The following is a 24,359-nucleotide window of genomic DNA, read 5'->3' as shown; positions in this document are numbered from 1 at the left end:
GAAAAATGAAGTGTGTTTTCAATAGTAAATAGAGGGACGGTATGGAAACAATATTAAATTTCTTTTCTCAATTTTTTGGCGGAATGGTTGAACGGGGTGAAATAACTCCAATGCAGCAATTTTTTATGTATCTCTTTACGGTGTTGACGTTTATCGCAGTATGGAAAATAAAATCTATTGTTGAGTTCATTCGGGCAATCAAAGAGGCAGAATTAGAGAACTACCAGCATCAGCTTAAGGAGTATGGCTTACCACCAGACTTACAAAAGATCCTCAAAAGAGAGATTGCCAGGCTAGTCTCGTACCGGCTCTGCGGGTTACGTGATACAACATTGCAAGTCCTGGTATTGAAAATTTGCGTTAAGAATGATGTCAGGCCAATATTTTTTAAAAAATTCAAAGGGATTTTGAAAGTTGCTGATGGGAAGGTTATTTTTGAAAAAGGTTTGGGGTTTTGGTTCCCCAAAATATTAACCATACTGTTGGTGTTTCTGTACCTGATGATTGGAGTATTATTTATAACGCTATCATTATACCAAGGGGAGGTCCTTGCAACATGGAGACATATATTTCTGTGGGGAATATCAATCATAATGTTTGTCATTGGACTGGCTTTTTATAATTCATTCCCTACCATTAGCGAATGTCGCACGATGCAGTCATTACTTGATGGTCAGTGATAGGTAACGACAAAGATTACAAATCGCAGTGAACTCGTAGTTCCGAGAAGCGCAGCGTGGGCGTTGGGAAATGCCCTCAAGCCGTATGACGGATGTTTCGCGAAGGAGGCGCTTGCCACGCCTTGCCCGCTCCCATCCCGCAGACGCCTATCAGCCCGCAGCCCCGGTCAGCGCAGCTCCGCCGGGGGACAAGTCAGTTCGCCCCGGCGAAAAACTCACTCCATCGCCACCTTCACCGCATCCCCCAGCTTCACCATCACCTCCCGGTGCTTGTCGATCGGCGGCAGGGCGCAGTTGATCCTTAAGCAGTTGCGGTATTTCCCCGAGGCTGAAAACAGCGAGCCCGGCGCGACCTGGATTTTCAGGCGGCACAGCTGCTTCGCGACGCAGACCATATCGACGTGCTCGGGGAGCTCGACCCACAGCATATAGCCGCCCTTCGGCCGGGTAACGCAGATGCCGCAGGGGAAGTATTCCCGCAGCCAGCAGGTGTAAATTTCCATATTGCGCTGGTAGATCTGCCGCATCCGCCGCACGTGGCGGTGGTAGTGGCCTTCGCGAATAAATACCGACGCCGCCAGCTGCGTGGAGGGAACGTTGGTCCCGCTGGCGGCATATTTCATCTGCAGCAGGCGGTCGTAGTAGCGGCCTGGCGCGATCCAGCCGATGCGCAGGCCCGGCGCGATAGTTTTGGTAAACGAGCTGCAGAGCATCACCCGGCCGTCGATATCCCACGAATGAATGGTGCGCGGGCGCGGGTAGTCGGTGGCCAGCTCGCCGTAAATATCATCTTCGAAAATGACGATATCGTGGCGCTGGGCAAGAGTCAGCACCGCGCGCTTGCGGGCGTCAGGCATGATAAAGCCCTGCGGATTATTGCAGTTCGGCACCAGGATAACGCCCTTGATCGGCCACTGCTCCAGCGCCAGCTCCAGGGCTTCTACGCTGATCCCGCTGTCCGGATCGGTGGGGATCTCGATGGCCTTCAGCCCCAAACCGCGCAGCAGCTGCATGGTGCCATAATAGGACGGGGATTCGACGGCGACGATATCGCCGGGTTGGCACACCGACAGCAGCGCCAGCGATAGAGCGCTGTGGCAGCCGCTGGTGATGATCAGGTCATCGGCGGTGACCACCGAGCCGCCGTCGAGCATCAGGCGGGCGATTTGTTCACGCAGCTCGCGGCGCCCGGCCAGCTCGTCGTAGTTCAGCACCTCGCTGAGATTATGCTGGATCACCCGGCTCAGCTCGCGCCAGATGGGCTTCAGGCTCGGCTGGGTGACGTCAGGCGAGCCGCCGCCGAAGGGGATAATGCTTTTATCATTGCGCGCGTCGAGCATGGTCAGCACCTGATCCCACTGGGTGATTTCCACCGGGCGCTGCACCGGGCGCGACATCGGCGGTACCGGCGGCTGAGCTTTACGCGGGGCGACAAAGTAGCCGGAACGCGGCTGGGGGACGATCATCTGCTGCTGTTCCAGCGTCTGATAGGCCTGCTGCACGGTGCTGATGCTCACCCCGTGCTCCTGACTCAGGCTGCGAACCGAAGGCAGCTTCTCCCCGTGGCGATACAGCCCTTGCTCAATACGCTCCGCCAGCAGGCTGGCCAGATGTTGGTAACGCGTCATGCTGTATCCCTTATTGTCGCCATACAGATGGATAAACCAGTACAGATGGGCGGGGAAAATCCCACGCAGATACTGTTTTAGCCAATCTGTATGTTAAAGAAAAGGGTTTTTTGAATCTGTATTGTTCACCCTCGGATCCGCGAAGATAAAGCCTCTGGCAAGGTGAGGAGGTGGAGTATGGAATTTCATGAGAACCGGGTTAGGCAGCCGTTTATTGGTTTCGTATTGGCAGGCAGAGCGTTCAAAAAATGGTGGCTGCGGAGGCAAACGCGGCGGGTTTTGCAGCGAATGAGCGACGAACAGCTGAAAGATGTCGGGCTGCGGCGGGATCAGATAAATTAAAAAATGCGCTTTTCCCCGGACTGCGGCATAAACGTTCTGTTCGGGCTCCCGGCCTGCACCTCCGCAGGCTGCGAGTCGTGCCCGTTCGGGCCAGCAGTTCGCCAGGCCCGACGCGACCGGGGTAGCTGGCGTCATCCGGGATCGTTATATTCACCGTATTTATCAATTAATGCTTCTTCTCCCCCTCGTTTCTTGATACTTATCCTGATAAGTATTATTTTCCTCACAGCCAGGCCACCAGGGCTATTTTGCTTGTCATTTTGAACCTGGGCAGCGCTCGACAAAATACGAAAGTCTTTTGAACGCCCTTCAGGGCGGCCCGGAGGGTGAGCGTAGCGAGTCAATCCTCACGTACTATCTGTACGTTCCGGTTTCTCCGCGCTGTCCGTGTTCAAACTGCCTGTGCCGATAACGCCTGGTGGGATAGGCGCTAAATGAGGAAAGAAAGATGACCGAAGACGAACTGTTTGCCCGCCGTCCGATGGGGATGCGGATGGCGATGGTGGTACGCCAGTGGCGCGCGACGATCGACGCCGCCATCAACGATACCGGTATGACCCAGTCAAGCTGGACGGTGTTGATGCAGCTGCATCAGCTGGGGGACAACGTCTCGGTTAGCGAACTGGCGGAGGTGCAGGGTATTGAACTGCCGCCGCTGATGCGCACCCTCACTCAGCTGGAAAAGCAGGGCTATCTACTGCGTTCCACATCGCCATATGACAAACGCATACGCCTGCTGACGCTGACGGCGGAAGGCCTGTCGAAACTGGAGGAGCTGAACCGCGTGATTGAAACTTATCAAACCCGCGTCACCCGGACCATCCCGGAAGCAGAGCTCGCCACCTTCAGCGCCACCTTAAATCAAATCGCCTGCAATTTGCGGACAATCCGCGAAGAAGATAACAAGATCTAAAAAACTATGATGACGCCAGAACAAAAATTTGCCCGCTGGGTAAGGGTGAGTATTGCCGCTTTCCTGGCGATCTTCGCCTGGTTTATCGTTGCCGATATCTGGATCCCGCTCACGCCGGACTCCACGGTGATGCGCGTGGTGACGCCGGTATCGCCGCGCGTTTCCGGCTATGTCGCACAGGTCTATGTGCACAACAACAGCCAGGTGAAGAAAGGGGATCTGCTCTACGAGCTGGACCCGACGCCGTTTACCAATAAAGTGCAGGCGGCGCAAATCGCCTTTGAGCAGGCGAAGCTGAGCAACCAGCAGCTGGACGCGCAGATCGCCGCCGCTCGCGCTAACCTGCGCACGGCGCAGTTCACCGCCCGTAACGACAAAGTCACTCTCGATCGCTATCAGCGCCTGAGCGCGATGCAGAACGTCTCGCAGTCGGATCTGGATAAGGTGCGCACCACCTGGCAGACCAGCGAGCAGTCGGTTAGCGCCCTCAACGCCAGCATCCAGAATCTGCTGATCCAGCGCGGGGAGCGCGACGATGCGCGTAACGTCACGCTGCAAAAGTACCGCAACGCCCTGGAAGAGGCGCAGCTGAACCTCGCCTGGAGCCGGATCTATGCCGAAACCGACGGCATGGTCAGCAACCTCCAGCTTAGCCCCGGCCTGTATGCCACCGCCGCCACGCCGCTGCTGGCGCTGGTGAGCAACCATACGGATATCGTCGCCGATTTTCGCGAAAAGAGCCTGCGCCATACCGGCGTGAACACCGACGCCGCGGTGGTCTTTGATGCGCTGCCGGGTAAGGTTTATCCGGCGCACGTCACCAGCAGCGACGCCGGGATTTTGGCCGGCCAGGAGCAGGTAAACGGCCAGCTGTCGCAGCCGGAGCAGTCCACGCGCTGGGTGCGTGACGCCCAGCGGATGCGCATTCACGTCGCGCTTGATGAGCCGCTGGACAAACCGCTGCCGACCGGCGCCCGCGCCACGGTACAGCTGTACAACAGCGACGGTCCCTTTGCCCGTACCTTTGCCGGCGTGCAGATCCATCTGGTGAGCCTGCTGCACTATGTCTATTAATACGCTGGCCCGGGTTTTTACGCCGCACGACAATATTGTCTATACGGCGAATGATTTTCGCCAGACGCTGCGCATCGCCGTCGCCGGAACGATCGCCCTGAGCATTTCGACCTTCTACGACGTGCAGTACGGGGTCTTCTTTGTGGTCTATCCGCTGATGCTGCTGTCGCTGGTGCCGGTGTTTAACCGCCACGTCGCGCGGCAGTTTCTGTTCAGCGCGGCGGTAAACTGCGTTGAAATGGTGCTGATCGTCGGCTATCTGTCGCAGTGGCCGGTGATTATGACGCTGGTGGTCTTCGGCCTCTACGTGATGCGTTTTCGCTTTATGAGTCAGGGGCCGCTGTTTCTGCTGGGCTCAATGGGCGTGGTCTGTCAAAGCACGATGCTCAACTTTATGAGCTATCCCACCAGCAACTGGCATACGCTGATGTTTTCCAATCTCGAAGCCTGCGTGATGGCGGTGGCTCTCAGCGCGCTGCTGAACTATCTGATCCCGGACGTTGAGCCGCGCCGGCCGCCGCCGCGGATTGAGAAGGATGCCGCCCGCATTCGCCATGAATCTCTGCTTTCCGGCACCGTCGCGACAATGATTTTCGTGGTTTTCCAGATCTGCGATCTGAGCGATTCCCTGTCAGCGCTGATGGCCGGGATCCTGATCCTCTTCCCGATGCACTACCGCGGCGCGGTGATCAGCTCCATCTGGCGGGTGGTGGGCGTGGTGCTGGCCTGTCTCTATATTCTGGTGGTGCAGCTGCTTATTTATGATTTCAGCAACCATATGGTGCTGATGATGCCGCTGATTGCGCTCGGCCTGGCCTTTAGCGCGCGCCTCCACGTGATGGAGAAAGTGGGGGCCGGCGTGGGCTTCGCCAGTATCACCACCATCGGCATTATGTTTGGCCAGAACCTGCACCCGGATCAGGATCTGATCTTCAGCGATCTGTACCGTATTAGCTCGGTTACCATCGCGCTTATCGTCACCCTGACGCTGGTGTTTCTCGTCCACCGCATCCTGAACTGTTTTGCGCCGACGCGGTTCGTTATTACCGAATAGGCTCAGGCCGGAAAGGAGGCGATAAGGCGCCACTCTGCGGCAACGTAGCGATAAATCGCCTCCGTGGCGCCGGGAATAACCCATCGCTGCTCCTCTCCTGGCAGGCAGCTGAGATGGATGCACAGGCCGCAGCCGCCGCGCAGCTGGCGCGGAATATCTTTCACCTGGCAGGCGATCCCTGCCGCCTGCATGGCCTTGCGGGTACGCACGACGCCCGGCGTCGAGTGAAATAAAAACAGATACTCCGTCATTCGCGGCGCCTCTGGCGCAGGCCAATCAGCGCCGCGCCAACCGCGCCGGCAAACTGGGCATCAGGATGGGTGTGCACCGCGATCCCCGCGTGGCCTTCGAGCATGCGCGCAAAGGCCGTGCAGCGGCTGACGCCGCCGGTAAACAGCAGCGGCCCCTGGGCTGAAAGACGGGCGATAAAGTTGGCGCTGCGGCGGGCCATGGCGTTGATCACGCCGGCCAGAATCGCTTCCGGCGCGACGCCCGCCGAGCGCAGGCTAATCACTTCGGATTCGGCAAATACCGTGCACATACTGGTGATCGCATGCGGTTCGACGCCTTCGGTGATGCTATCCAGCTCCCCGACGCTGGCGCCGAGGGTGCGCGAGATAACCTCCAGAAAGCGCCCGGTTCCCGCCGCGCATTTATCGTTCATCAGGAAGTCGGTGAGATTGCCGTCGTCGTCGAGCTGGATAACCTTGCTATCCTGACCGCCAATATCGATAACCATGCGGGTGGCGGGCGCCAGAAGACGCGCGCCGAGACCGTGGCAGGAGATCTCCGTCACCTGCTTATCGGCAAAATCCACCAGCTGGCGGCCGTAGCCGGTTAAGGTTAAAAATGGCCGCTCGGCAAGGCCGGCGCTGAGGATTTGCCACGCCTCGTTGATGGCGTCGGCGGGGCGAAAGGGCGTCGGGCAGAGAAAACGTCGCTGGATAACGCCCTCTTTCAGCAGGATGCCTTTCGTGGCGGTGGAGCCGGAATCAATGCCTACCGTAAAAGTCACGCGCGCTCCTTACAGCATTTCAATAAAGGCCGCGACGCGGGTGCTGAGCTGGCCGATGTCCGCCGTCGAATAGTCGGTCTCAATCGCGATATAGGGGAGGTTATGCCGCTGGCGAACGTGGCGCTTGATCGCCATTGATTCAACCGCATAGGTATGACAGGCCTGCAGGATGACATCCACCACGCCGTCGGCCTGATACTCGTCAACCATCTGGCTAAGCAGGGCTAAGCGCTGGTCGTTTGGCGAGATGCACGAGCAGCCGATGGCGAGATACTTATCGGTCAGCGCATCGTAGACGTCGCCCGTCTCCTCCACGCAGCGCTCGGTCGCCTTGGCGCCGGTGCAGTTTTCAAAGCCCACCACCCAGCCGCCGTTCTCTTCAATGGCGCGCACGACTTTTTCCGCCGCGCCGCCAATCGGGCAGCCGGTGATCAGAATGCGCGGGCGAGCCGCCAGCCGCTGGCCATCCTGCCACTGCTGGCGCACGCGATCGGCCATCGCGTTGAGCTCGTCGCTTAGCGCGGCTTTATCAAAGCGGAAGGTCGCGCCGTACACCACTTTCAGGATATCGCTGCCGCTGAGCGCGGGAGGATTGAGCTGCCCGACGCGATAGAAGTTCGCCAGCGCCCGCCGCTCGCGGTTCTTGAGGCGAACGGCGTCGCGCAGCGCGGCTTCGGTGATTTTGTGGCCAAAGCGGGCTTCGATCACCCGCTGCAGGCGCAGGATCTCGGTTTTCCACAGCGCGCGGGAAGCATCGTCGCTGGCGCTGTTCGGCAGCTGCATTACGTGAACCGGCTTGAATTCGGCCATGTATTCATACATTTTCTTTTTGCCGTCGCAGGTGGTTTCACCCACCACCAGGTCGGAAAAATAGAAGTAGGGGCATTTATCCGTTTTGCCAAACCCGTAGCTGCTTTTAATGAGCGGGCAGAGGTTGCGCGGCAGGTCTTTTTCCGCCTCTTCGATGGTTTCATCGGAGGTTGAACACAGCGAGACGACCACCGCGCCTGCCGCCATCGGGATCTCCTGCGGCATAAAGGTGCAGTAGGTTCCGACCAGGGGGATATTTTGCTCTTTCAGGTCCATCACCGTGAGAAAGCCCTTCTGGCGGGCCTCGGAGAACTGGTCAAAAATGGCGGGTAGATCGGTAATCAGCGACATGGTTTTCCTTCCCCGTACACGGGAGATAATGAAAGAGCCCGCATTATAACCATGTCAATAGTGTGTGTTTATTGATCTCCCGCCGATAGCGACATATTGCGGGGCGCAATCAGAACACTTTCTTCGCATCCATCTCTTCCTGGATCCGCTCGCTGTAGGCCACGTGGGTGCGAATAGCTTCCTCAATCCCGGCGTTATAAAACAGGGGCCCCAGCTGTTCGGCGATAAAATCAACGAAGAACTCGGCATCGAACTGCTCAAGCTCAAGGTCAAAATTTCTTTCGCAGTAGGTACATAGCTTTTCGCGAAGCTGCTCGCGCTCGCCGGGGGTCAGGTTAATTTCAGCCATTTTTACTCCTTAAAAAGTGCTCTGGATTGACGGCAAACTCAGCTGGGGATCCAGCTATCCCAGGCCGGTAACGGGCCTAACTCTGCCACCAGAAAGTCGATAAACGATCGTACCTTAGGATTGCTGTATTTGCTGGGAAAATAGAGCGCATACAGCGCATGCGTTTCACAGGCGATCGTGCCGTCGAGGATCAGCGGCGTGATCTCTTCTTTGCGAATATGATCGCCGATTAAATAGGTGGGCAGATAGGCCACGCCCTGATCCTCTAATACCGATTTCAACAGCACCAGGCTGCTGTTGGCCTGGATGGGCATATGCAGCTTCAGCTGATGCAGACGGTCCTGCTCGTCTGCGACCCTGATCGCCGGCGTCAGACCGGGATAGACCAGACAGTCGTGATTCACCAGATCGCTGCGCCGCACGGGCATGCCCTTTTTAGCGAGATATCCCGGTGAAGCGCAGTATGCCCAGCGAATCGATACCAGTTTGCGCATCGCGTAGTTTTGCGGCGGCGCGGCGGAAATACGCAGCGCGATATCGAAATCGGTTTCATTCAGGTTAACGAAATTATCGTTTAAATCGATATAAAGATTCACGTCCGGGTACTGGTTGCGATATTTATCCACCAGGTTGACCAGTCGGGAGTAGCCAAAGGCAATTGAGCAGGTAATGCGTAATTCACCCTGCGGGCTGTGATAATAGCCTGAGGTGGTATTTAGGGTGTCATCAAACTCTTTTAGTAATTTATTGGCGCGATTAAATAGATATTGCCCGGCATCGGTCAGGGTAATACTGCGGGTGGTGCGCTTAATTAAGGTTGTACCCAGCGTATCCTCCATCGCGGCGAGGCTTTTACTGACCGCAGAGGGTGAGACGTTGAGCTGGGCTGCGGCTTCCGATAATCCCCCGCAGTCGACGATTTTGATAAAAAACTCCAGATGTTTTAATGAAACTGGTGCACTCATTGTTTCCTTTAATTCACAAGTGATTTGCAAAAACGGTACGAATTGGCCGTTACATTCGCATTTGAAACATGCAACTATTGAATCACAGGAAATTACTTGCTGGCAAAATGAAATAATAACAACTTAGTGAGTTGCGTCACAAAATAAAATGAGACGCGGCCAGAAGTCATCGAATTGTGAATTTTATCTCATTTAATATAATTTTAATTAAAAGGTACCCATTATGTGGTCACGACTCGAACCCTACAAATCCTCTCTTGTTTTATTAAGCGCCCTGGCGATTGGCGGCCTGGCCGGTATTTATGCTCCGGGCTTCGCCAGTACGCTGCAGCCAATCGGACAGATATTTCTCAACCTGTTATTTATGATTATCGTTCCGCTGGTGGGAATCAGCGTGATGTCGTCTATCGCCAGAATGACTGACCTGAAAAGGCTGGGGCGTATTATGGCGATTATCTTTATTGTTTCGATCGCTATGGCCTTTATTCCGGCCGCCGGCATCGTCGCCCTCGCATTATGGTTCAATCCGGCGCAGGGCGTGACTATCGATCTCTCGCAGTCGGTGCAGGCGGGCAGCGGCAAGATGGATTTTGTCAGCATGATCACCACCAGCGATTTTATCGGGCTGTTCTCTAAGTCCAATATTCTGGCGCTGATCGTGATGGCCATTATCGCCGGGATCGCCATTGGGCAATCGGAACTGGCGGGCAAACGCATAGCCTCGCTGCTGGAAGATGCCAATACCGTGATCATGAAGATCGTCTCGATCGTGATGAAAGTCGCCCCGCTTGGCCTTGGCTGCTACTTCGCCGCAACGATGGCCAGCCAGGACTCCGCGCTGCTGCTGACTTTTGCCCGCGCCATTGGCCTGTTTATGGTCGCCACGCTGGTCTACTTCATCTTCGGCTCCATTCTCTATTCCTGGATCGGCGGCGGCATGCCGGCGGTGAAGGCCTTCTGGCGCCATGCGGTAGAGCCGTCGGCCACCGCGCTGGGGACCTGCTCCTCGCTCGGGACGCTGCCGGTGACGCTGCGGGCGGGTAAGGCGATGGGGATTAACCCGGAAATCGTCGATGTTTCCATTCCGCTGCTGGTCAACCTGAATAAAGGCGGCGTGGCGATGATTGCCGCGCTGAAGATCGTTTTTATCTATTCGGTGCTGGGTATGGAGTTCACCACCGAGACCTTTTTCCTGACGATGCTGATCGCCGTGCTCTCCGCCATCATCGTTGGCGGCGTACCGGGCGGCGCGTTCCTTGGGGAAATCTTTATCGTCACCACCCTCGGTCTGCCGATGGAGGCGATCCCGATGCTGGTGGTGCTGGGCACCATCACCGACGCCCCGGCCACGCTGATAAACGTGATTCATGACTTGAACGCGGCGCAGATTGTGGAGCGATTCGCCGGAAAAAAGCAGGGGCATGCTGAACTGAAGCCTGGGGCCGCAACCGTATAAATTTTCGCATCGATAAAAGGATGTTACAGGAGAGGTTATGAAAAATTCACTCAAGCTCGAAACGCAGTTAATCATCGCCGGACGTGACAAATGCTACACCCAGGGGGCGGTCAACCCGGTGATCCAGCGCGCTTCGTCGCTGGTGTTTGAGACGGTGAAGGATAAAAAATTCGCCACCGCCAATCGCGCCAACGGCGAGCTGTTCTACGGTCGTCGCGGGACCTACACCCATTTTGCTTTTCAGCAGGCGATGAGCGAACTGGAGGGTGGAGCGGGCTGTGCGCTCTATCCTTGCGGCGCGGCGGCGGTAACCAACGCGATTCTGGCCTTTGTCGAAAGCGGGGACCATATCCTGATGACCGGCGCGGCCTATGAGCCGACGCAGGATTTTTGCAATAAGATCCTCAGCAAATTCAAGGTAGAGACCACGTATTACGATCCGCTGATTGGCGCCGGTATTGTCGGGCTGCTTCGCCCGGAAACCAAAGTGGTATTCCTCGAATCCCCCAGCTCGATCACTATGGAAGTGCAGGACGTTCCCGGGATGGTGAAGGCGATCCGCGCCGTGAATCCGCAGATCGTCATCATGATCGACAACACCTGGGCGGCGGGCGTGCTGTTTAAGGCGCTGGATTATGGGGTGGATATCTCCGTTCAGGCGGGGACTAAATACACCATCGGCCATTCGGACGCCATGCTGGGCACGGCGGTGTCTAACGCCCGCTGCTGGGATCGTCTGCGGGAGAACTCCTATCTGATGGGGCAGACGCTGGATGCCGATACCGCTTATAACGGCAGCCGCGGGCTGCGTACGCTGGCGGTTCGTCTGAAACAGCACGAAGAGAGCAGTATTCACATTGCCCGCTGGCTGTCGGCAAGGCCGGAGGTGGCGCGGGTGAACCATCCGGCCTTAGCGGAATGCCCGGGGCATGAGTATTTTCAGCGCGATTTTTCGGGCAGCTCCGGTCTGTTCTCCTTCGTGCTGAAAAAGCGCCTGACGGATGAGCTGCTGGCGGCATTTCTCGATAACTTCTCGTTGTTCCACATGGCCTACTCGTGGGGCGGGTTTGAGTCGCTGATTCTGGCGAATCAGCCCGAGGAGCTGAACGGCATTCGCCCCGCCGGCAAGGTTGATTTCAGCGGGACGCTGGTCAGGGTGCATATCGGGCTGGAAGATGTCGGCGATTTAATTGCCGATCTGGAGGCCGGCTTTACCCGGATAGGCTAACCGCAGGGCCCCGCCGCAAGCGCGGGGCCGCTGTCTGCGGCCTAATGTAAAAACAGCGACGGGATCTGCGAGAGCAGCCACAGCAGCAGGCCGATAGTGCCCCCGACCAGCGTACCGTTAATACGGATAAACTGCAGATCCTTACCGATATTCAGCTCGATCTGCCGCGACATATCGCGGGAGTCCCAGCTCTTCACCGTATCGCTAATATGACGGGTCAGGAAGTTGGCAAACTCCGGAGCCACCCGGTGCGCCGCCTGCTCCAGATGCTCATTCAGCGACTCGCGAAGGGCTTCATCGTGGACCAGCGTTTCCCCAAACCACTGCCCGGCCTCGGCGATCCGCTGCTTAATCCGCGAATCGTCGCTGTTAACGTCATTTTTAATCCATCCGCGCAGGTCAGCCCACACCTCGCCAAGATAGCGGTTAAACGTCTCGTCGTTTTTCAGATATGCCTTCATGTTGTCCGCTTTTTCCGCCATCAGCGGATCGGTTTTCAGGCTATCGATCAGCTTTTGCGCCGCGCGATCGAAGGCCTGGCGGATCTGATGGGTGCGATCCTGGCTCACCTCGTCAAGAAGCGTATTGACCGCATCGGTGACCATTTCGGCGCTGTGTTCGCCCAGCCATTCGGTGGGGAGAATTTTGGCCTTGAGCGGATGCTCGGTCTCCAGCCAGCGGATGATGCCGCGGGCAATAAAGGCGCGGGAACTGTCGCGCTGCAGCAGGGCGATAAGCTGGCTGATAAGAGAATCCAGCAGCTTTTGGTGTCGGTTATCGCGGGTTAATCCTTCGAGCATCATGGCGCTGGTTTGCGTCAGGTCGACCTTATCGATGGCTTTGTGCACCGCGCGGCGCAGCAGGCGCTGAATGCGCGCATCGTCGGTGAGTTCGAGGAAGCCGCTCATCACCTGCAGCAGATGCTGGCCCACCCGCCGGGCGTTCGCCGGCTGGCTAAACCAGTTGCCGAGCATCAGCGCCGGTTCGTAGCGGCGGATCAGCGCGACCAGCGAGGGGGTATCGAGAAATTTTTCCTGCACGAAATAGCCGAGATTGTCGGCAATTCGATCCTTATTACGCGGGATAATCGCCGTATGCCGGGAGACAAACGGCAGCGGTATGCGGCGAAACAGCGCCACCACCGCAAACCAATCCGCCAGCGCGCCGACCATCGCCGCTTCGGAGATAGCCTTCAGCGCGCTGACCCACGGCGTCGGCGGCAGCAGCAGGGTAGTGACAAAAATCGCGGCCGCCACGAGCAGCAGCGACAGGGCCAGCAGTTTGGCCCGTTTTAGTTCAGCAAGTTTTTCCATAGCCTTAAGCATATAACCTGACGGCTAACTCATGCAAAAACTGCCAGATAATCCAGCCGCCAAAGCCCATCAGTATCGCGCCCGCCGCCCGTTCAACCCGCCAGATGACGGCGCCGAGGCGGCGCTGCACCTGCGGCAGGGCGATCAGCGATACCAGCAGTAAATCCCACAGCAGCACGACGCTGGTCATCCAGACTCCGCAGGTTATCTGCTGGGCGAGGGTCACCTGCGGGCCAAGCAGGGTGGTCATCAGCGCGAGATAAAACAGGGCATTTTTGGGATTAAGCAGCGCCGAAGCCAGCCCCAGCAGCAGCTGTCTGGCAAGCGAAGGCCGCCGGGCCGCAGCCGCCTCCAGGGTGAACGTGCCGGGCCGGCTCCGCCACAGCTGGCTGCCGAGCCACAGCAGCCAGGCCGCTCCCAGCAGCGCGATCGCGCTAAACAGCAGCGGGGCGTGGCGCACCATGCTCCAGCCGACGATGGCGATCGCAATATACAGCCCGTTGCCCAGCGCAATGCCAACGCACAGGCCGGCGCTACCGCGCAGGCGATAGCGAATGGCGTAACCCATCAGGAGAAAGAAATCTGGCCCGGGACTGAGCAGGGCAACGAAGTGGGAGAGCGCCAGCGCGGGAAACGCGGCCGGGAAAAGCGCAGTAAACATGTCCATAGTGACCTCGGAATTAATCTGAGATCACCCTACGTCAGGCCGGGCGCTAATTATTGTCTGATATTGATCGACCAAGGGCGTACTGGCGCGGCGTGGCGGCGGTGTAGCTGACGAAGGTTTTATGGAAGTGGCTCTGATCGGCAAACCCGGCCTGATAGCCGACGTCGGCTATCTCATCCCCGGCGCGCAGGCGGCGCCTGGCGTACTCGATCCGCGCCATGTTGATAAAGCTGGCCGGCGTCAGGCCGGTGTCCTGCTTAAAGGTGCGAATCAGGGTCTCTTTGCGCAGCGCAAATTCGTCGGCCAGCGTATCCAGAGAAAGCGGTACCGGCAGGCTCGCCGTCACTCTGTCGAGCAGCCGTGCGCTGCTGCTATGAAGGATTTCCGGCGGCGTCGGGCATAGCGGCAGCTCCCGCAGCAGCCGCGCGATTGCCGTGGGCAGCTCGGCGATCCGCTGCTGCTGCGTAAGCTGAACAATATGCTGATATTGAAGGAAAAGATCGGCGCTGCGAAGCATCGGCTGCGGCGCGGCAAGCCGCACGGCGCCGGAAAGGGCAGGAAGCTGCGCCAGGCACCAGTCAACGTCGAGATAGAGCATATGATAGCTGCGCGGCCGTCCCGAGAGGGGATTACAGCTGTGCGGCGCGCCGGGCGGGATCGCTATCAGGTCGCCGGGGCGCAGCAGGTACTCCCGTCCGTTGCAGATGCAGCGCGTTTCACCTGCAATAATTGCCCCCAGAGAAAGCTGCGGGTGGCTGTGGCGCTTATACGCCTGGCGGCTGCGCCAGGTGCTGCGCAGCTCCAGCCAGGGGAGCGTTGCGTCGCGCCAGAAGGTTTGTGGGATATCGCGCGTGTGGTTCACGAAAGCTCCTGCGGCGAAGGGATTAAGAATTTATAGCACGCCCGCTGACGCCTGTCTCCGGGGGCGTTCTGCGAGCGGGCAGGCAAAAAATTGTCGTTATTACCGCCGGATAAAAATATCTTCCGTCCCGGCGCGCAAAGAGATAAGCGGCGGCGTGTGCGCTGGGCTACCGGCGGGTAGAGTCGTTTTAGTGTCCCTCCGCGCAGGCCATTTACCATGCATAAAGGCTCAACGTCGACGCCGCATGATGCGGTTTTCAAAAAGTTTCTCCGGCATACGGATACCGCGCGAGATTTTTTGGATATCCATCTGCCGTCCTCGCTACGCCAGCTTTGCGACCTGGAGACGCTACGGCTTGAATCCGCAAGTTTTATTGAGGAGGACCTACGCGCCTGCTACTCCGATGTGCTTTGGTCGCTAAAAACCACCGCCGGCGAGGGCTATATTTACGTCGTTATTGAGCACCAAAGCTCGCCGGATGCCCATATGGCCTTCAGGCTGATGCGCTATGCCATTGCGGCGATGCAGCGTCATCTGGATGCCGGACATAAACGCCTGCCGCTGGTGGTACCCATGCTGTTCTATCACGGTATCGCCACGCCTTACCCTTATTCGTTGTGCTGGCTGGATGGCTTTACCCACCCGGCTCATGCCCGCGGATTATATGCGACCGCTTTTCCGCTGGTGGATATTACGGCGATCCCGGATGATGAGATCGTCCAGCACCGGCGCGTAGCGTTGCTGGAGTTCATGCAAAAGCATATCCGCCAGCGCGATTTGACGGGGCTGGTTGAGCAGCTAATTGTCATTTTGGTTAAGGAATATACTAATGACGGCCAGCTAAAAACGTTGTTTAATTACCTGGTATATTCCGGCGATGCCCCCCGTTTTGGCAGGTTTATTCGTGAGCTTGCCCGGCGGGCGCCGCAGCATCATAAGGAGGGGCTGATGACTATTGCGGAAAGACTCCAGGAAGTTGGGCGTAGAAAAGGTAAGCTTGAAGGGCGCCGCGAAGGCCAGATTGCGGGCCAGCGAGCCGAAGGGCTGCGTATTGCCCGTACGATGCTGGCGGACGGCATCGCTCTGGAGACGGTGCTGCGAATTACCGGTCTGTCAGAAGAGGATATTACCGCCGCTAAGCGTTGATTGTGTCGCCACATGGCCTTATCAGGCGGCCTGGCCGCTATTATTTATTTCCTCGTTAAGCCTGTTCCCCGCCGGATATCGTCTGACGATCTCCGGCCGGAATCCTCCGTAAATACCTAACTTTACCTTCATGTCCAGCCAGCTCTACTAACCTTAATGTCCTGAGCGGTATTTATGACTGCATTAATGACGATACTAAGGAGACATGCGACATGGCCTATCAGACGGTGAATCCTGCAAATAATCGGCTTATTAAAGAGTACGCCCCGCACAGCGATGCCGACGTGGAGGCGGCGCTGCAGCAGGCGGATGCGCTTTACCACTCCGCATGGTCGAAGGGCGATATTGCCCGGCGCCTGCCGATCCTGCACAAGCTGGCGGATCTTATCGATAGCCGGACTGAGGAGCTGGCGAAAATTGCCAGCCAGGAGATGGGTAAGCTTATTGCGCAAAGCCGCGGTGAGGTGAAGCTCTGCGCGCAGATCGCCCGCTATTACGCCGATAACGCCGAGCGGTTCCTGGCTCCGGTGAAGTATCCGTCCGAGCTCGGCGAGGCGTGGGTTGAACACCATCCGATCGGCGTGCTGATGGCGGTGGAGCCGTGGAACTTCCCCTATTACCAGCTGATGCGCGTTCTGGCGCCAAACCTGGCGGCGGGGAATCCGGTGCTTGCCAAGCATGCCAGCATCGTTCCGCACTGCGCGGAAACCTTTGCCCATCTGGTGCGTGAGGCCGGCGCGCCGGAGGGGGCGTGGACCAATCTGTTTATCTCCCAGGATCAGGTGGCGAAGATTATTGCCGACGATCGCGTGCGGGGAGTGGCGCTGACCGGCTCGGAAAAAGCGGGGGGCGTCGTCGCAGCGCAGGCGGCGAAGCACATCAAGAAATCGACCCTCGAGCTGGGCGGCAACGATGTCTTTGTGGTGCTGGATGATGCCAGCCTCGACAAGGCGGTGAAGACTGGCGTGCAGGCGCGGCTCAACAACGCCGGTCAGGTTTGTACCGCGGCGAAGCGTTTTATCCTGCATGAGAAAATCGCCGAGCGCTTCCTGAGCCTGTTTACCGAGGCGTTCCGTCAGGTGAAAATCGGCGATCCGCTGGATGAGAGCACCACGCTGGGGCCGCTCTCCTCCAAAGATGCGCTCGGGACGCTGACTAAACAGGTCGATGAGGCGGTGAAGCATGGCGCCAGGCTGCATCTTGGCGGCAAGCCGGCGCAGTGCGAGGGCAACTATTTTGCCCCGACCATTCTGACCGGCATCACCCGCGATAACCCGGCGTACTTTGAAGAGTTCTTCGGCCCGGTGGCGCAAATTTATGTGGTCAAGGACGACGATGAAGCTGTCAGCCTGGCGAACGATTCGCACTATGGGCTCGGCGGGGCGATATTCAGCCAGGATACCGAGCGGGCGAAACGGATGGCATCAAGAATTGAGACCGGGATGGTCTATATTAACTGGCTGACCGATACCGCACCGGAGCTGCCGTTTGGCGGCGTGAAGCGTTCCGGTTTTGGCCGCGAGCTGGCGGATCTGGGGATTAGAGAGTTTGTGAACCAGAAGCTGGTGGTGATTCGCCGGTAAGCTCAGAACGCTAAAAGAAAAAACCTGCCGCCCGGCAGGTTTTTTTTACTGTTATCGACGTTGTCAGAAGGTGACCCCACCGCCAATATAGGCGCCGTCAATCAGGGTGTGGTTCGGACGACCGTCTTTCCCGTCGACGCTCACGTGACGGTAACCTACTTTCAGCGTCACCGGAGTAATCGGAGTCCAGCTCACGCCGCCGTTGGCTTCAACGTAGTTTTTCACGCTATTGTTCAGGCCTTCGGGCGCGGCATAACCTTCGCCGAATACGTGGATGCTGTCGGTCAGCGCAACGTTAACGCCGCCGCCGATTGGGAACGCCACGCCGTTATCGCCTTTTTTCGGCCCAAGGTAGATGGCTTTTGCGCCGGCATTCAGCATCACCGGGCCAACTTCCAGGTTATAACCCGCGCCAACGCCGCCGGTCTGGGTACCGTCGTCGGTATTTTTGAGCCAGTTGCTTTCGGCATAAAGACCGGAGGAGGATTTACCCAGTTCCATATTGAGGTTGGTAAAGTTTTTTCCCTGCTCGACGGTAAAGCCCATCGCCATTGCGGAGCCGGAAACCGCGGTCAGCGCAGAAAGGATAAGGATATTGAGCTTTTTCATGGTTTATGCCTCGTCATCAAATTAATCTGAGGACACCCTAACAGGTGATATTTACGACTGCAAATTTGATATGGGTCGAGGTTTTATGCCGGAACTGTTATTAAAACGCTCTTTTGATGTTGTGAATTGGTTACCTTGTCGCAGCGTCAATGATTAACGTTTTGCCGTTTAGGGTAAGTTTAATTTTTTGCCTAAACAGCAATTGAACGGGGCGGGAGATATCGATTGGGGCTAAACTAATTCGCTTTCTAATAATTTCCGAAAATGTTTCTACAGTAACAAGCAAAAACTTAAATTTACATTTTTGTGATTAAAAATGACTCTAATACCTTAAGAGAAACGCTCGAACTGCGCTATGAGGCGATCGTCTGGAAGTACACCGAAGGAAACGTTATCTATCGTGATACATGGAATGAACGATATAGCGCCTGATGCCTTCGCTTTGTCCCTCTTCCACGGGAAGAGGGCTCCTGCGAACCGTTACTTCCGCAATCCGGCAAACGCCGCCCGAATCTCCTCTTCCGGCAGGTTAATGCCGATAAACACCAGCGTGCTGTGCGGCTGGTCGTCGCCCCACGGGCGGTCCCAGTCGGCGCTGTACAGGCGCTGGACGCCCTGGAACAGCAGGCGGTTAGGCTCGCCGTCAATCCACAGCATCCCTTTGTAGCGCATCAGCTGCTCGGCGAATGAGAGCAGCAGGTTTTCCATAACCCGCGACACCTCGCTGATATCGACCGGGTAGTCCAGCTCCACCACAATCGACGAAACGTCGTTTTGCTGGTCGGCAATAAAATGGAAGCGCGGCTTAGCGCTTACCACCCGCTCCTCCAGCATAAAGCCGCCGGTATTAAACAGCTGGCTCAGATCGATATCGCCGTGGGTGACGGCGTAAATCGGCGCGCGGGCGTTGATGCGCGCCAGCCGTTCGCGCAGCGCTTCGCTGCTGCCCGCGACGTCGGTTTTGGTCAGCAGAATACGGTCGGCGTAACCCACCTGCGACTGGGCGATGGTGAACTGGTTCATCTGCTGGTCGGCGTGGACCGCATCAACCAGCGCAATCACCCCATCCAGCAGGTAGCGTTCGCAGAGGATCTCATGGGAGAAAAAGGTCTGAATAATCGGACCGGGATCGGCCATGCCGGTGCACTCAATCACCAGCCGGTCGAAGGCAATCTCACCGCGATCGCGGCTGTCGAGCAGGTCGAGCAGAGCATCTTCCAGCTCGTTGGAACGGGTGCAGCAGATGCAGCCGTTGGTCAGGGTTTTGATCTGGGTGGCGCGATCGCCAATCAGCTGGTCATCAACGGAGACTTCACCAAATTCGTTTTCGATCACCGCGATTTTAAAGCCGTGCTGCGCATTGAGAATGTGCCGCAGCAGGGTGGTTTTGCCTGCGCCAAGAAAACCGGTCAGCAGGGTAACTGCAATCGGTGTCATGCGTGCCTCCATTAACAGCAGCGTACGCCGCCTTCGCCGCTCCCGCCGTAGCGCGCTTCCTGGCGCTCGCGGAAGAATTCGTTGTAGGTCATATACGGTTTATCCGGATGGTTGGTCTGCATATGTTCGACGTAATTGTCGTAGTCCGGAATGCCAATCAGCATCTTCGCCGCCTGACCCAGGTACTTTTTAGCCTGACCTAAGTTACCAAACATTGCTCGTTCCAGATATGTGTTGAGCCCGTCGAGTGGGCTATTTTAATGCCGGGTTGCGTCATTTACGGAAAAGCCCCGCCGAAGCGGGGCTGAACGGAGCTGGATTAGTGGTGTGAAGAGGTCTTCACGCCGCCTTCCGGCACCGGCACATACGGGGTCTCTTTGTCGGTACGTATCTTATTGTTACGCACGTTGAGCCACGTTTTGATGCCGTAGAAGATGATGCTGTAGACCACCACCAGGAACAGAATGCTTAAACCGGCGTTGGTGTAGTTGTTCACCACGATATGGTTCATGTTGGCAATCTGCTGCGCGCTAAGCTCACCGCCGGCGGCAATCTTCTCTTTGTACTGCTGGGCCATAAAGAAGAAGCCTTCCATCTGCGGGTTGGTGCTGAACAGTTTCAGACCCAGCGCCCAGGTGGTGCACAGCAGCAGCCATGCGGCCGGGATCACGGTGACCCAGATGTATTTGGTACGCTGCATTTTGACCAGCACCACGGTGCCAAGAACCAGCGCCACGGCGGCCAGCATCTGGTTAGAGATGCCGAACAGCGGCCACAGGCTCTTCACGCCGCCCAGCGGGTCGACCACGCCCTGATACAGCAGGTAGCCCCACAGGCCTACGCAGCCCGCGGTCCCCACGATACCGGCAACCAGCGAATCGGTTTTCTTCAGGAACGGCACGAAGTTGCCCAGCAGATCCTGGAGCATAAAGCGGCCTGCGCGGGTACCGGCATCGAGGGCGGTAAGGATAAACAGCGCCTCAAACAGAATACCGAAGTGGTACCAGAAGCCCATATCCGCCATCGGGATGATTTTGTGGAACACGTGTGCGATACCGACGGCCAGGGTCGGGGCGCCGCCCGCGCGGTTCAGCACCGACGGTTCACCGATATCTTTTGCCGTTTGCAGGATCTGCTCAGGCGAAATCACAAAGCCCCAGGAGCTGACGGTAGCCGCCGCGTGTACGGTGACTTCTTTCAGCTGCGCGGCAATCATCGCGGCGTTTTCGCCGCCCATTTCATGCAGGTTCGGCATCACGATACCGAGGCCGGCCGGCGGGGTGTTCATCGCAAAATAGAGGCCCGGTTCGATGATAGACGCTGCCACCAGCGCCATGACCGCCACGAAGGACTCCATCAGCATTGCGCCATAGCCGATAAAGCGCGCGTCGGTTTCGTTAGCCAGCAGCTTCGGCGTGGTGCCGGAAGCGATCAGCGCATGGAAGCCGGAGACCGCGCCGCAGGCGATGGTGATAAACAGGAACGGGAACAGGGCACCTTTCCACAGCGGGCCGGTACCGTCGATGTACTGGGTGACCGCCGGCATTTTCAGATCCGGATTAAGGATAACGATGCCCAGCGCCAGGCCGACGATAACGCCGATTTTCAGGAACGTCGCCAGGTAGTCGCGCGGCGCCAGAATCAGCCATACCGGCAGCAGCGCGGAGATAAACGCGTAGCCGATCAGGGTGAAGGTGATGGTGGTGTCTTTAAAGGTCAGCGCCGGGCCCCAGTACGGGTCGTGGGCAATCACGCCGCCGAAGTAGATGGAAGCCACCAGCAGCACGATACCGATAACCGAAATTTCGCCCACGCGTCCCGGGCGCAGGAAGCGCATGTAGATCCCCATAAACAGCGCGATCGGTACGGTTGAACAGACGGTAAAGACGCCCCACGGGCTTTCCGCCAGCGCCTTCACGACGATCAGCGCCAGCACCGCAAGGATGATTATCATAATCAGGAAGCAGCCGAACAGGGCAATCGACCCCGGAATCGGGCCCATCTCTTCTTTGATCATTTCACCCAGCGATGAACCGTTACGGCGCGAGGAGATAAACAGCACCATAAAGTCCTGCACCGCCCCCGCCAGAACCACGCCTGCCAGCAGCCACAGCGTACCGGGCAGGTAGCCCATCTGCGCGGCCAGTACCGGGCCGACCAGCGGGCCCGCGCCGGCAATAGCGGCAAAGTGGTGGCCGAACAGCACGTAGCGGTTGGTCGGCACGTAGTTCAGGCCATCGTTGTTAATGACCGCCGGCGTCGCGCGGGTTGGGTCGAGCTTCATCACCTTTTGGGCGATGTACAGGCTGTAGTAGCGGTAGGCCACCAGATAGACCGATACCGATGCGACGACAATCCACAGGGCGCTGACGTGCTCCCCGCGACGGAGGGCGACGACCGAGAGGCAAAATGCCCCGATGATTCCAAGAATCACCCAGGGTATGTGCTTGAATAGTTTTTTAGTATCCATAGTAAAACCTGGCGTTATGAGTTGAATAATTGGCCGAAGCCGTCTGAACGTAATTTTGAGGAGGTATTGAGTCACTATGCTGGGGACGATCTTGCCAGAACTTTGCGCGCGTAAAGTTGGGTAAGTCTATGAGTGGTTGTATGACGGGTTAAGCGGTCACGTGCCGGGCTAAGCGGTTGGGCAGGAAATGAACAGTGGGGTAATATGTGATTGAGATCACAAGAATTTCTCCCCCCTGGCGGCAGGGAGGAGAATGAGCCTGGCTAGACCGCGGCTTCCATCGCCATCATCACCGGATGGAAGCGACGTTTAAAGTAAATCAGCCCGTGGCCTTCCTGGCTTAGGGTGATGTTCTTAATCTCGACCAGGTAGACCAGGTGGCTGCCGATGGCCTGCACCTGGCTGATATCGCCTTCGAGGCTGGCCAGCGAATCCTTCAGCACCGGCTGCCCCAGTACGCCTTTTTGCCAGCACGAGAGGCTGAAGCGCTCCTCCATCGTCACCCCGGTCATTCCGGCGAAGTGGCGCGCCATCACCTCCTGCTCGTGGTTCAGGACGTTAATGCACAGCCTGCCGTTGCCCTGGAATACCGGGTTCATTGCGCTGTTGGCGTTGATACACACCATCACCGACGGCGGCGTATCGGTTACCGAGCACACCGCGGTGGCGGTGATGCCGCAGCGGCCGGCATCGCCTTCGGTGGTGATAACGTTCACCGCAGCCGACAGGCTGGACATGGCATCGCGAAAGCGCAGGCGTTGTTCATCTAATTGCATTGTGACCTCCCGCTGTGAATTACTTCAGCAGCTTATCCAACATATTGATATCAGAGTTATTGTGCAGATGCGGCACCGTCCAGCCGTGCTGGTCGTACTCAGAAAGGCAGCGATCGACCATCGCCATCATTTTGTCCATGTTGCCGGAGCTCTGCGCCTGGCGCAGACACTGCAGGCGGATTTCATCCTGGCTACCGGAGTAGTTGATTTCATACAGCTCGTGACGGCCGCCGAATTCGCTGCCGATCGCGTCCCACATCAGCTTGAGGATCTTGATGCGTTCGACGTGATCCATCCCGTTCGATCCGCGCACGTATTTCGCCAGATACTGGTCGATCTGCGGATTATTGAGATCGCGCGCGCTGGACGGGAGGTAGATCAGGCCGCTGGTGACGTTACGCTCGATGATATTTTTGATTTTGGCGTAGGCCATCGGCGCCATCACGCGGTAGGTTTGCAGCGCAGCGTGATCCGGCAGGTACGCGCCGTTAACCCACGGCGTCGCCTCGGAGCACATCGAATCGCTCAGCGCCCAGAACATATTGCGCCAGGCCACCACCTCGCCGAGATCCGCCTGCACGCCGCGGAACTCCAGGGTGCCGGTACACTCCAGCGAGCGCTTGAGCAGGGCGGTGATAAAGTCGAGCTTAACCGCCAGACGCACGCAGGCCTGCAGCGGGTACATGCGGGCGAAGCCGCCTTCCATCGTCCAGCGGCGACAGCGATCGAAATCGCGATAGATCAGCACGTTTTCCCACGGGATCAGCACCTTATCCATCACCAGGATCGCGTCGTTCTCGTCGAAGCGGCTGGAGAGCGGGTAGTCATACGGCGATCCGGTCACTCCGGCGACCATTTCATAGGAGGCGCGGGAGATAAGCTTCACCCCTTCGGCATCCATCGGGGCCACGAACATCAGCGCGAAGTCCGGGTTTTCCCCCATCACCTGCGCGGAGCCGAAGCCAATCATGTTGTAGTGGGTCAGCGCCGAGTTGGTGGCGACGACTTTCGCCCCGCTGACGATGATCCCGGCGTCGGTCTCTTTTTCCAGCTTGATGTAGACGTCTTTCACCTCATCGGCCGGCTTATGGCGGTCGATCGGCGGGTTGACGATGGCGTGGTTAAAGTACAGGCCGGTTTCCTGAATGCGGGTGTACCAGCTGCGGGCGTTCTGTTCGAACTGGCCGTAAAACGCCGGATTGGCGCCCAGCGCGCAGCCGAAGGCGGCTTTGTAGTCCGGGGTGCGGCCCATCCAGCCGTAGCTCAGGCGCGACCACTCGGCGATGGCGTCGCGCTGCTGGCGCAGATCGTCGGCGCTTTTCGCCACGCGGAAGAATTTATGCGTATAGCCGCCGCTGCCGGTATCGGTGTTCCAGCACAGGGAGTCCTGCAGCGCCGGTTTGTGCAGCGCATCGTACAGCTGGCCGACGGAGGCGGCGGCGTTGCGGAACGCCGGGTGGGCGGTGACGTCTTTGACGCGCTCGCCGTAGATATAAATTTCGCGGCCGTCCTGCAGGCTCTTCAGGTACTCTTCCCCGGTTAACGGGCGTTTAGCGTCTGCGCGGAAATCTTCAGGTTTCATCGGGACCTCTTCAGTATTAATTGGCATATCCCGTCATGCTTCGGGCGGC

At 57.7% G+C, this 24,359-nt stretch carries 24 protein-coding genes and 1 pseudogene; 10 read left to right on the top strand and 15 right to left on the bottom strand.

Annotation, left to right across the window (positions count from 1 at the left end; genetic code table 11):
• Positions 1-41: 41 nt before the first annotated feature.
• The gene (locus tag QFI97_RS01775; RefSeq protein ID WP_346430457.1) at positions 42-680 is read left to right on the top strand and encodes a hypothetical protein; all 639 of its coding nucleotides are present in this window, start codon (positions 42-44) and stop codon (positions 678-680) included.
• A gap of 215 nt (positions 681-895) precedes the next feature.
• On the opposite strand, the gene QFI97_RS01770 is transcribed toward QFI97_RS01775, so the two are convergent.
• Positions 896-2,308 (bottom strand): aminotransferase-like domain-containing protein, encoded by a 1,413-nt coding sequence (locus QFI97_RS01770; RefSeq protein ID WP_095104049.1) that lies wholly within the window; start codon positions 2,306-2,308, stop codon positions 896-898.
• 177 nt (positions 2,309-2,485) lie between these two features.
• Between QFI97_RS01770 and QFI97_RS01765 the strand changes: the two genes are divergently transcribed.
• The 4 genes from QFI97_RS01765 to QFI97_RS01750 all read left to right on the top strand — a co-directional run bounded on the left by QFI97_RS01765 (position 2,486) and on the right by QFI97_RS01750 (position 5,691).
• Positions 2,486-2,650 carry a DUF1127 domain-containing protein gene (locus tag QFI97_RS01765; protein WP_095104047.1) on the top strand — a complete coding sequence of 55 codons (165 nt, stop codon included), beginning with the start codon at positions 2,486-2,488 and terminating at the stop codon, positions 2,648-2,650.
• A 448-nt stretch (positions 2,651-3,098) separates the two neighbouring features.
• Positions 3,099-3,563, top strand: a complete 465-nt coding sequence (locus QFI97_RS01760; protein ID WP_331834486.1) for a MarR family winged helix-turn-helix transcriptional regulator — start codon at positions 3,099-3,101, stop codon at positions 3,561-3,563.
• A 6-nt stretch (positions 3,564-3,569) separates the two neighbouring features.
• Complete coding sequence (locus QFI97_RS01755; protein ID WP_346430456.1) at positions 3,570-4,637, top strand: HlyD family secretion protein; 1,068 nt, start codon at positions 3,570-3,572, stop codon at positions 4,635-4,637.
• Positions 4,627-5,691 (top strand): DUF2955 domain-containing protein, encoded by a 1,065-nt coding sequence (locus QFI97_RS01750; protein ID WP_346430455.1) that lies wholly within the window; start codon positions 4,627-4,629, stop codon positions 5,689-5,691. Before QFI97_RS01755 ends, QFI97_RS01750 begins: the two co-directional genes overlap by 11 nt.
• Positions 5,692-5,693: 2 nt before the next feature.
• On the opposite strand, the gene QFI97_RS01745 is transcribed toward QFI97_RS01750, so the two are convergent.
• The 5 genes from QFI97_RS01745 to QFI97_RS01725 all read right to left on the bottom strand — a co-directional run bounded on the left by QFI97_RS01745 (position 5,694) and on the right by QFI97_RS01725 (position 9,181).
• Entirely contained in the window at positions 5,694-5,942 is a 249-nt protein-coding gene (locus QFI97_RS01745) for a putative Se/S carrier protein (RefSeq protein ID WP_346430454.1), read from the bottom strand.
• Positions 5,939-6,706: a putative 2-hydroxyacyl-CoA dehydratase activator YjiL gene (gene yjiL, locus QFI97_RS01740; RefSeq protein WP_346430453.1), complete on the bottom strand. Its 768-nt coding sequence runs from the start codon at positions 6,704-6,706 to the stop codon at positions 5,939-5,941. Before yjiL ends, QFI97_RS01745 begins: the two co-directional genes overlap by 4 nt.
• A 9-nt stretch (positions 6,707-6,715) precedes the next feature.
• A complete protein-coding gene (locus QFI97_RS01735) occupies positions 6,716-7,867 on the bottom strand; it encodes a double-cubane-cluster-containing anaerobic reductase (RefSeq protein ID WP_331834489.1) in 1,152 nt (383 codons plus the stop codon).
• A gap of 109 nt (positions 7,868-7,976) precedes the next feature.
• Entirely contained in the window at positions 7,977-8,216 is a 240-nt protein-coding gene (locus QFI97_RS01730) for a DUF2164 domain-containing protein (RefSeq protein ID WP_095104033.1), read from the bottom strand.
• 38 nt (positions 8,217-8,254) lie between these two features.
• Positions 8,255-9,181 (bottom strand): LysR family transcriptional regulator, encoded by a 927-nt coding sequence (locus QFI97_RS01725; protein ID WP_331834490.1) that lies wholly within the window; start codon positions 9,179-9,181, stop codon positions 8,255-8,257.
• Positions 9,182-9,404: 223 nt separating this feature from the next.
• Between QFI97_RS01725 and QFI97_RS01720 the strand changes: the two genes are divergently transcribed.
• Both QFI97_RS01720 and metC read left to right on the top strand, forming a co-directional pair.
• Positions 9,405-10,637, top strand: coding sequence for a dicarboxylate/amino acid:cation symporter (locus tag QFI97_RS01720; protein WP_331834491.1), 1,233 nt, complete (start codon positions 9,405-9,407; stop codon positions 10,635-10,637).
• 37 nt (positions 10,638-10,674) lie between these two features.
• Positions 10,675-11,865 carry a cystathionine beta-lyase gene (metC, locus tag QFI97_RS01715; RefSeq protein WP_346430452.1) on the top strand — a complete coding sequence of 397 codons (1,191 nt, stop codon included), beginning with the start codon at positions 10,675-10,677 and terminating at the stop codon, positions 11,863-11,865.
• 41 nt (positions 11,866-11,906) lie between these two features.
• On the opposite strand, the gene QFI97_RS01710 is transcribed toward metC, so the two are convergent.
• Genes QFI97_RS01710 through QFI97_RS01700 form a run of 3 tightly spaced genes read right to left on the bottom strand, consistent with a single transcriptional unit; the run spans position 11,907 to position 14,707 of the window.
• The gene (locus QFI97_RS01710) at positions 11,907-13,190 is read right to left on the bottom strand and encodes a DUF445 domain-containing protein (protein WP_095104025.1); all 1,284 of its coding nucleotides are present in this window, start codon (positions 13,188-13,190) and stop codon (positions 11,907-11,909) included.
• Positions 13,183-13,845 carry a LysE family translocator gene (locus tag QFI97_RS01705; protein ID WP_095104023.1) on the bottom strand — a complete coding sequence of 221 codons (663 nt, stop codon included), beginning with the start codon at positions 13,843-13,845 and terminating at the stop codon, positions 13,183-13,185. The genes QFI97_RS01710 and QFI97_RS01705 overlap by 8 nt, the downstream gene beginning before the upstream one ends.
• Positions 13,846-13,891: 46 nt before the next feature.
• Positions 13,892-14,707, bottom strand: coding sequence for an AraC family transcriptional regulator (locus QFI97_RS01700; RefSeq protein ID WP_331834495.1), 816 nt, complete (start codon positions 14,705-14,707; stop codon positions 13,892-13,894).
• A 216-nt stretch (positions 14,708-14,923) separates the two neighbouring features.
• Between QFI97_RS01700 and QFI97_RS01695 the strand changes: the two genes are divergently transcribed.
• Both QFI97_RS01695 and QFI97_RS01690 read left to right on the top strand, forming a co-directional pair.
• A complete protein-coding gene (locus QFI97_RS01695; protein WP_346430451.1) occupies positions 14,924-15,853 on the top strand; it encodes an Rpn family recombination-promoting nuclease/putative transposase in 930 nt (309 codons plus the stop codon).
• 212 nt (positions 15,854-16,065) lie between these two features.
• The gene (locus QFI97_RS01690) at positions 16,066-17,436 is read left to right on the top strand and encodes an NAD-dependent succinate-semialdehyde dehydrogenase (RefSeq protein WP_095104017.1); all 1,371 of its coding nucleotides are present in this window, start codon (positions 16,066-16,068) and stop codon (positions 17,434-17,436) included.
• Positions 17,437-17,499: 63 nt separating this feature from the next.
• Here QFI97_RS01690 and QFI97_RS01685 read toward each other — a convergent pair whose 3' ends face one another.
• Complete coding sequence (locus QFI97_RS01685) at positions 17,500-18,045, bottom strand: YfaZ family outer membrane protein (RefSeq protein ID WP_032689621.1); 546 nt, start codon at positions 18,043-18,045, stop codon at positions 17,500-17,502.
• Positions 18,046-18,366: 321 nt separating this feature from the next.
• On the opposite strand from QFI97_RS01685, the pseudogene QFI97_RS01680 reads away from it, so the two are divergent.
• Positions 18,367-18,477: pseudogene (locus QFI97_RS01680) on the top strand (type VI secretion system tube protein Hcp); the annotation flags it as partial.
• Between the two features lie 48 nt (positions 18,478-18,525).
• On the opposite strand, the gene yjiA reads toward QFI97_RS01680, so the two are convergent.
• The 5 genes from yjiA to hpaB all read right to left on the bottom strand — a co-directional run bounded on the left by yjiA (position 18,526) and on the right by hpaB (position 24,310).
• The gene (yjiA, locus tag QFI97_RS01675; protein ID WP_041143902.1) at positions 18,526-19,482 is read right to left on the bottom strand and encodes a GTPase; all 957 of its coding nucleotides are present in this window, start codon (positions 19,480-19,482) and stop codon (positions 18,526-18,528) included.
• An 11-nt stretch (positions 19,483-19,493) separates the two neighbouring features.
• On the bottom strand, positions 19,494-19,697 hold the full coding sequence (locus QFI97_RS01670; protein WP_095104015.1) for a YbdD/YjiX family protein: 204 nt from the start codon (positions 19,695-19,697) through the stop codon (positions 19,494-19,496).
• 104 nt (positions 19,698-19,801) lie between these two features.
• The gene (locus QFI97_RS01665; protein ID WP_159237573.1) at positions 19,802-21,952 is read right to left on the bottom strand and encodes a carbon starvation CstA family protein; all 2,151 of its coding nucleotides are present in this window, start codon (positions 21,950-21,952) and stop codon (positions 19,802-19,804) included.
• Positions 21,953-22,215: 263 nt separating this feature from the next.
• Entirely contained in the window at positions 22,216-22,728 is a 513-nt protein-coding gene (locus QFI97_RS01660) for a 4-hydroxyphenylacetate 3-monooxygenase reductase subunit (RefSeq protein ID WP_095104011.1), read from the bottom strand.
• A gap of 19 nt (positions 22,729-22,747) precedes the next feature.
• Positions 22,748-24,310 (bottom strand): 4-hydroxyphenylacetate 3-monooxygenase, oxygenase component, encoded by a 1,563-nt coding sequence (hpaB, locus tag QFI97_RS01655; protein ID WP_346430450.1) that lies wholly within the window; start codon positions 24,308-24,310, stop codon positions 22,748-22,750.
• Positions 24,311-24,359: the final 49 nt, after the last annotated feature.

Source organism: Klebsiella scottii (genome assembly GCF_036561945.1).
Lineage (GTDB): Bacteria > Pseudomonadota > Gammaproteobacteria > Enterobacterales > Enterobacteriaceae > Klebsiella > Klebsiella scottii.
This window is presented reverse-complemented; position numbering and strand designations above follow the sequence as displayed.

Bases quoted from the DNA above. Each gene is read 5' to 3' on its own strand.
- QFI97_RS01775 (WP_346430457.1), top strand. From the start codon at position 42: ATGGAAACAATATTAAATTTCTTTTCTCAATTTTTTGGCGGAATGGTT.
- QFI97_RS01770 (WP_095104049.1), bottom strand. From the start codon at position 2,308: ATGACGCGTTACCAACATCTGGCCAGCCTGCTGGCGGAGCGTATTGAG.
- QFI97_RS01765 (WP_095104047.1), top strand. From the start codon at position 2,486: ATGGAATTTCATGAGAACCGGGTTAGGCAGCCGTTTATTGGTTTCGTA.
- QFI97_RS01760 (WP_331834486.1), top strand. From the start codon at position 3,099: ATGACCGAAGACGAACTGTTTGCCCGCCGTCCGATGGGGATGCGGATG.
- QFI97_RS01755 (WP_346430456.1), top strand. From the start codon at position 3,570: ATGATGACGCCAGAACAAAAATTTGCCCGCTGGGTAAGGGTGAGTATT.
- QFI97_RS01750 (WP_346430455.1), top strand. From the start codon at position 4,627: ATGTCTATTAATACGCTGGCCCGGGTTTTTACGCCGCACGACAATATT.
- QFI97_RS01745 (WP_346430454.1), bottom strand. From the start codon at position 5,942: ATGACGGAGTATCTGTTTTTATTTCACTCGACGCCGGGCGTCGTGCGT.
- QFI97_RS01735 (WP_331834489.1), bottom strand. From the start codon at position 7,867: ATGTCGCTGATTACCGATCTACCCGCCATTTTTGACCAGTTCTCCGAG.
- QFI97_RS01730 (WP_095104033.1), bottom strand. From the start codon at position 8,216: ATGGCTGAAATTAACCTGACCCCCGGCGAGCGCGAGCAGCTTCGCGAA.
- QFI97_RS01725 (WP_331834490.1), bottom strand. From the start codon at position 9,181: ATGAGTGCACCAGTTTCATTAAAACATCTGGAGTTTTTTATCAAAATC.
- QFI97_RS01720 (WP_331834491.1), top strand. From the start codon at position 9,405: ATGTGGTCACGACTCGAACCCTACAAATCCTCTCTTGTTTTATTAAGC.
- metC (WP_346430452.1), top strand. From the start codon at position 10,675: ATGAAAAATTCACTCAAGCTCGAAACGCAGTTAATCATCGCCGGACGT.
- QFI97_RS01710 (WP_095104025.1), bottom strand. From the start codon at position 13,190: ATGCTTAAGGCTATGGAAAAACTTGCTGAACTAAAACGGGCCAAACTG.
- QFI97_RS01705 (WP_095104023.1), bottom strand. From the start codon at position 13,845: ATGGACATGTTTACTGCGCTTTTCCCGGCCGCGTTTCCCGCGCTGGCG.
- QFI97_RS01695 (WP_346430451.1), top strand. From the start codon at position 14,924: ATGCATAAAGGCTCAACGTCGACGCCGCATGATGCGGTTTTCAAAAAG.
- QFI97_RS01690 (WP_095104017.1), top strand. From the start codon at position 16,066: ATGGCCTATCAGACGGTGAATCCTGCAAATAATCGGCTTATTAAAGAG.
- QFI97_RS01685 (WP_032689621.1), bottom strand. From the start codon at position 18,045: ATGAAAAAGCTCAATATCCTTATCCTTTCTGCGCTGACCGCGGTTTCC.
- yjiA (WP_041143902.1), bottom strand. From the start codon at position 19,482: ATGACACCGATTGCAGTTACCCTGCTGACCGGTTTTCTTGGCGCAGGC.
- QFI97_RS01670 (WP_095104015.1), bottom strand. From the start codon at position 19,697: ATGTTTGGTAACTTAGGTCAGGCTAAAAAGTACCTGGGTCAGGCGGCG.
- QFI97_RS01665 (WP_159237573.1), bottom strand. From the start codon at position 21,952: ATGGATACTAAAAAACTATTCAAGCACATACCCTGGGTGATTCTTGGA.
- QFI97_RS01660 (WP_095104011.1), bottom strand. From the start codon at position 22,728: ATGCAATTAGATGAACAACGCCTGCGCTTTCGCGATGCCATGTCCAGC.
- hpaB (WP_346430450.1), bottom strand. From the start codon at position 24,310: ATGAAACCTGAAGATTTCCGCGCAGACGCTAAACGCCCGTTAACCGGG.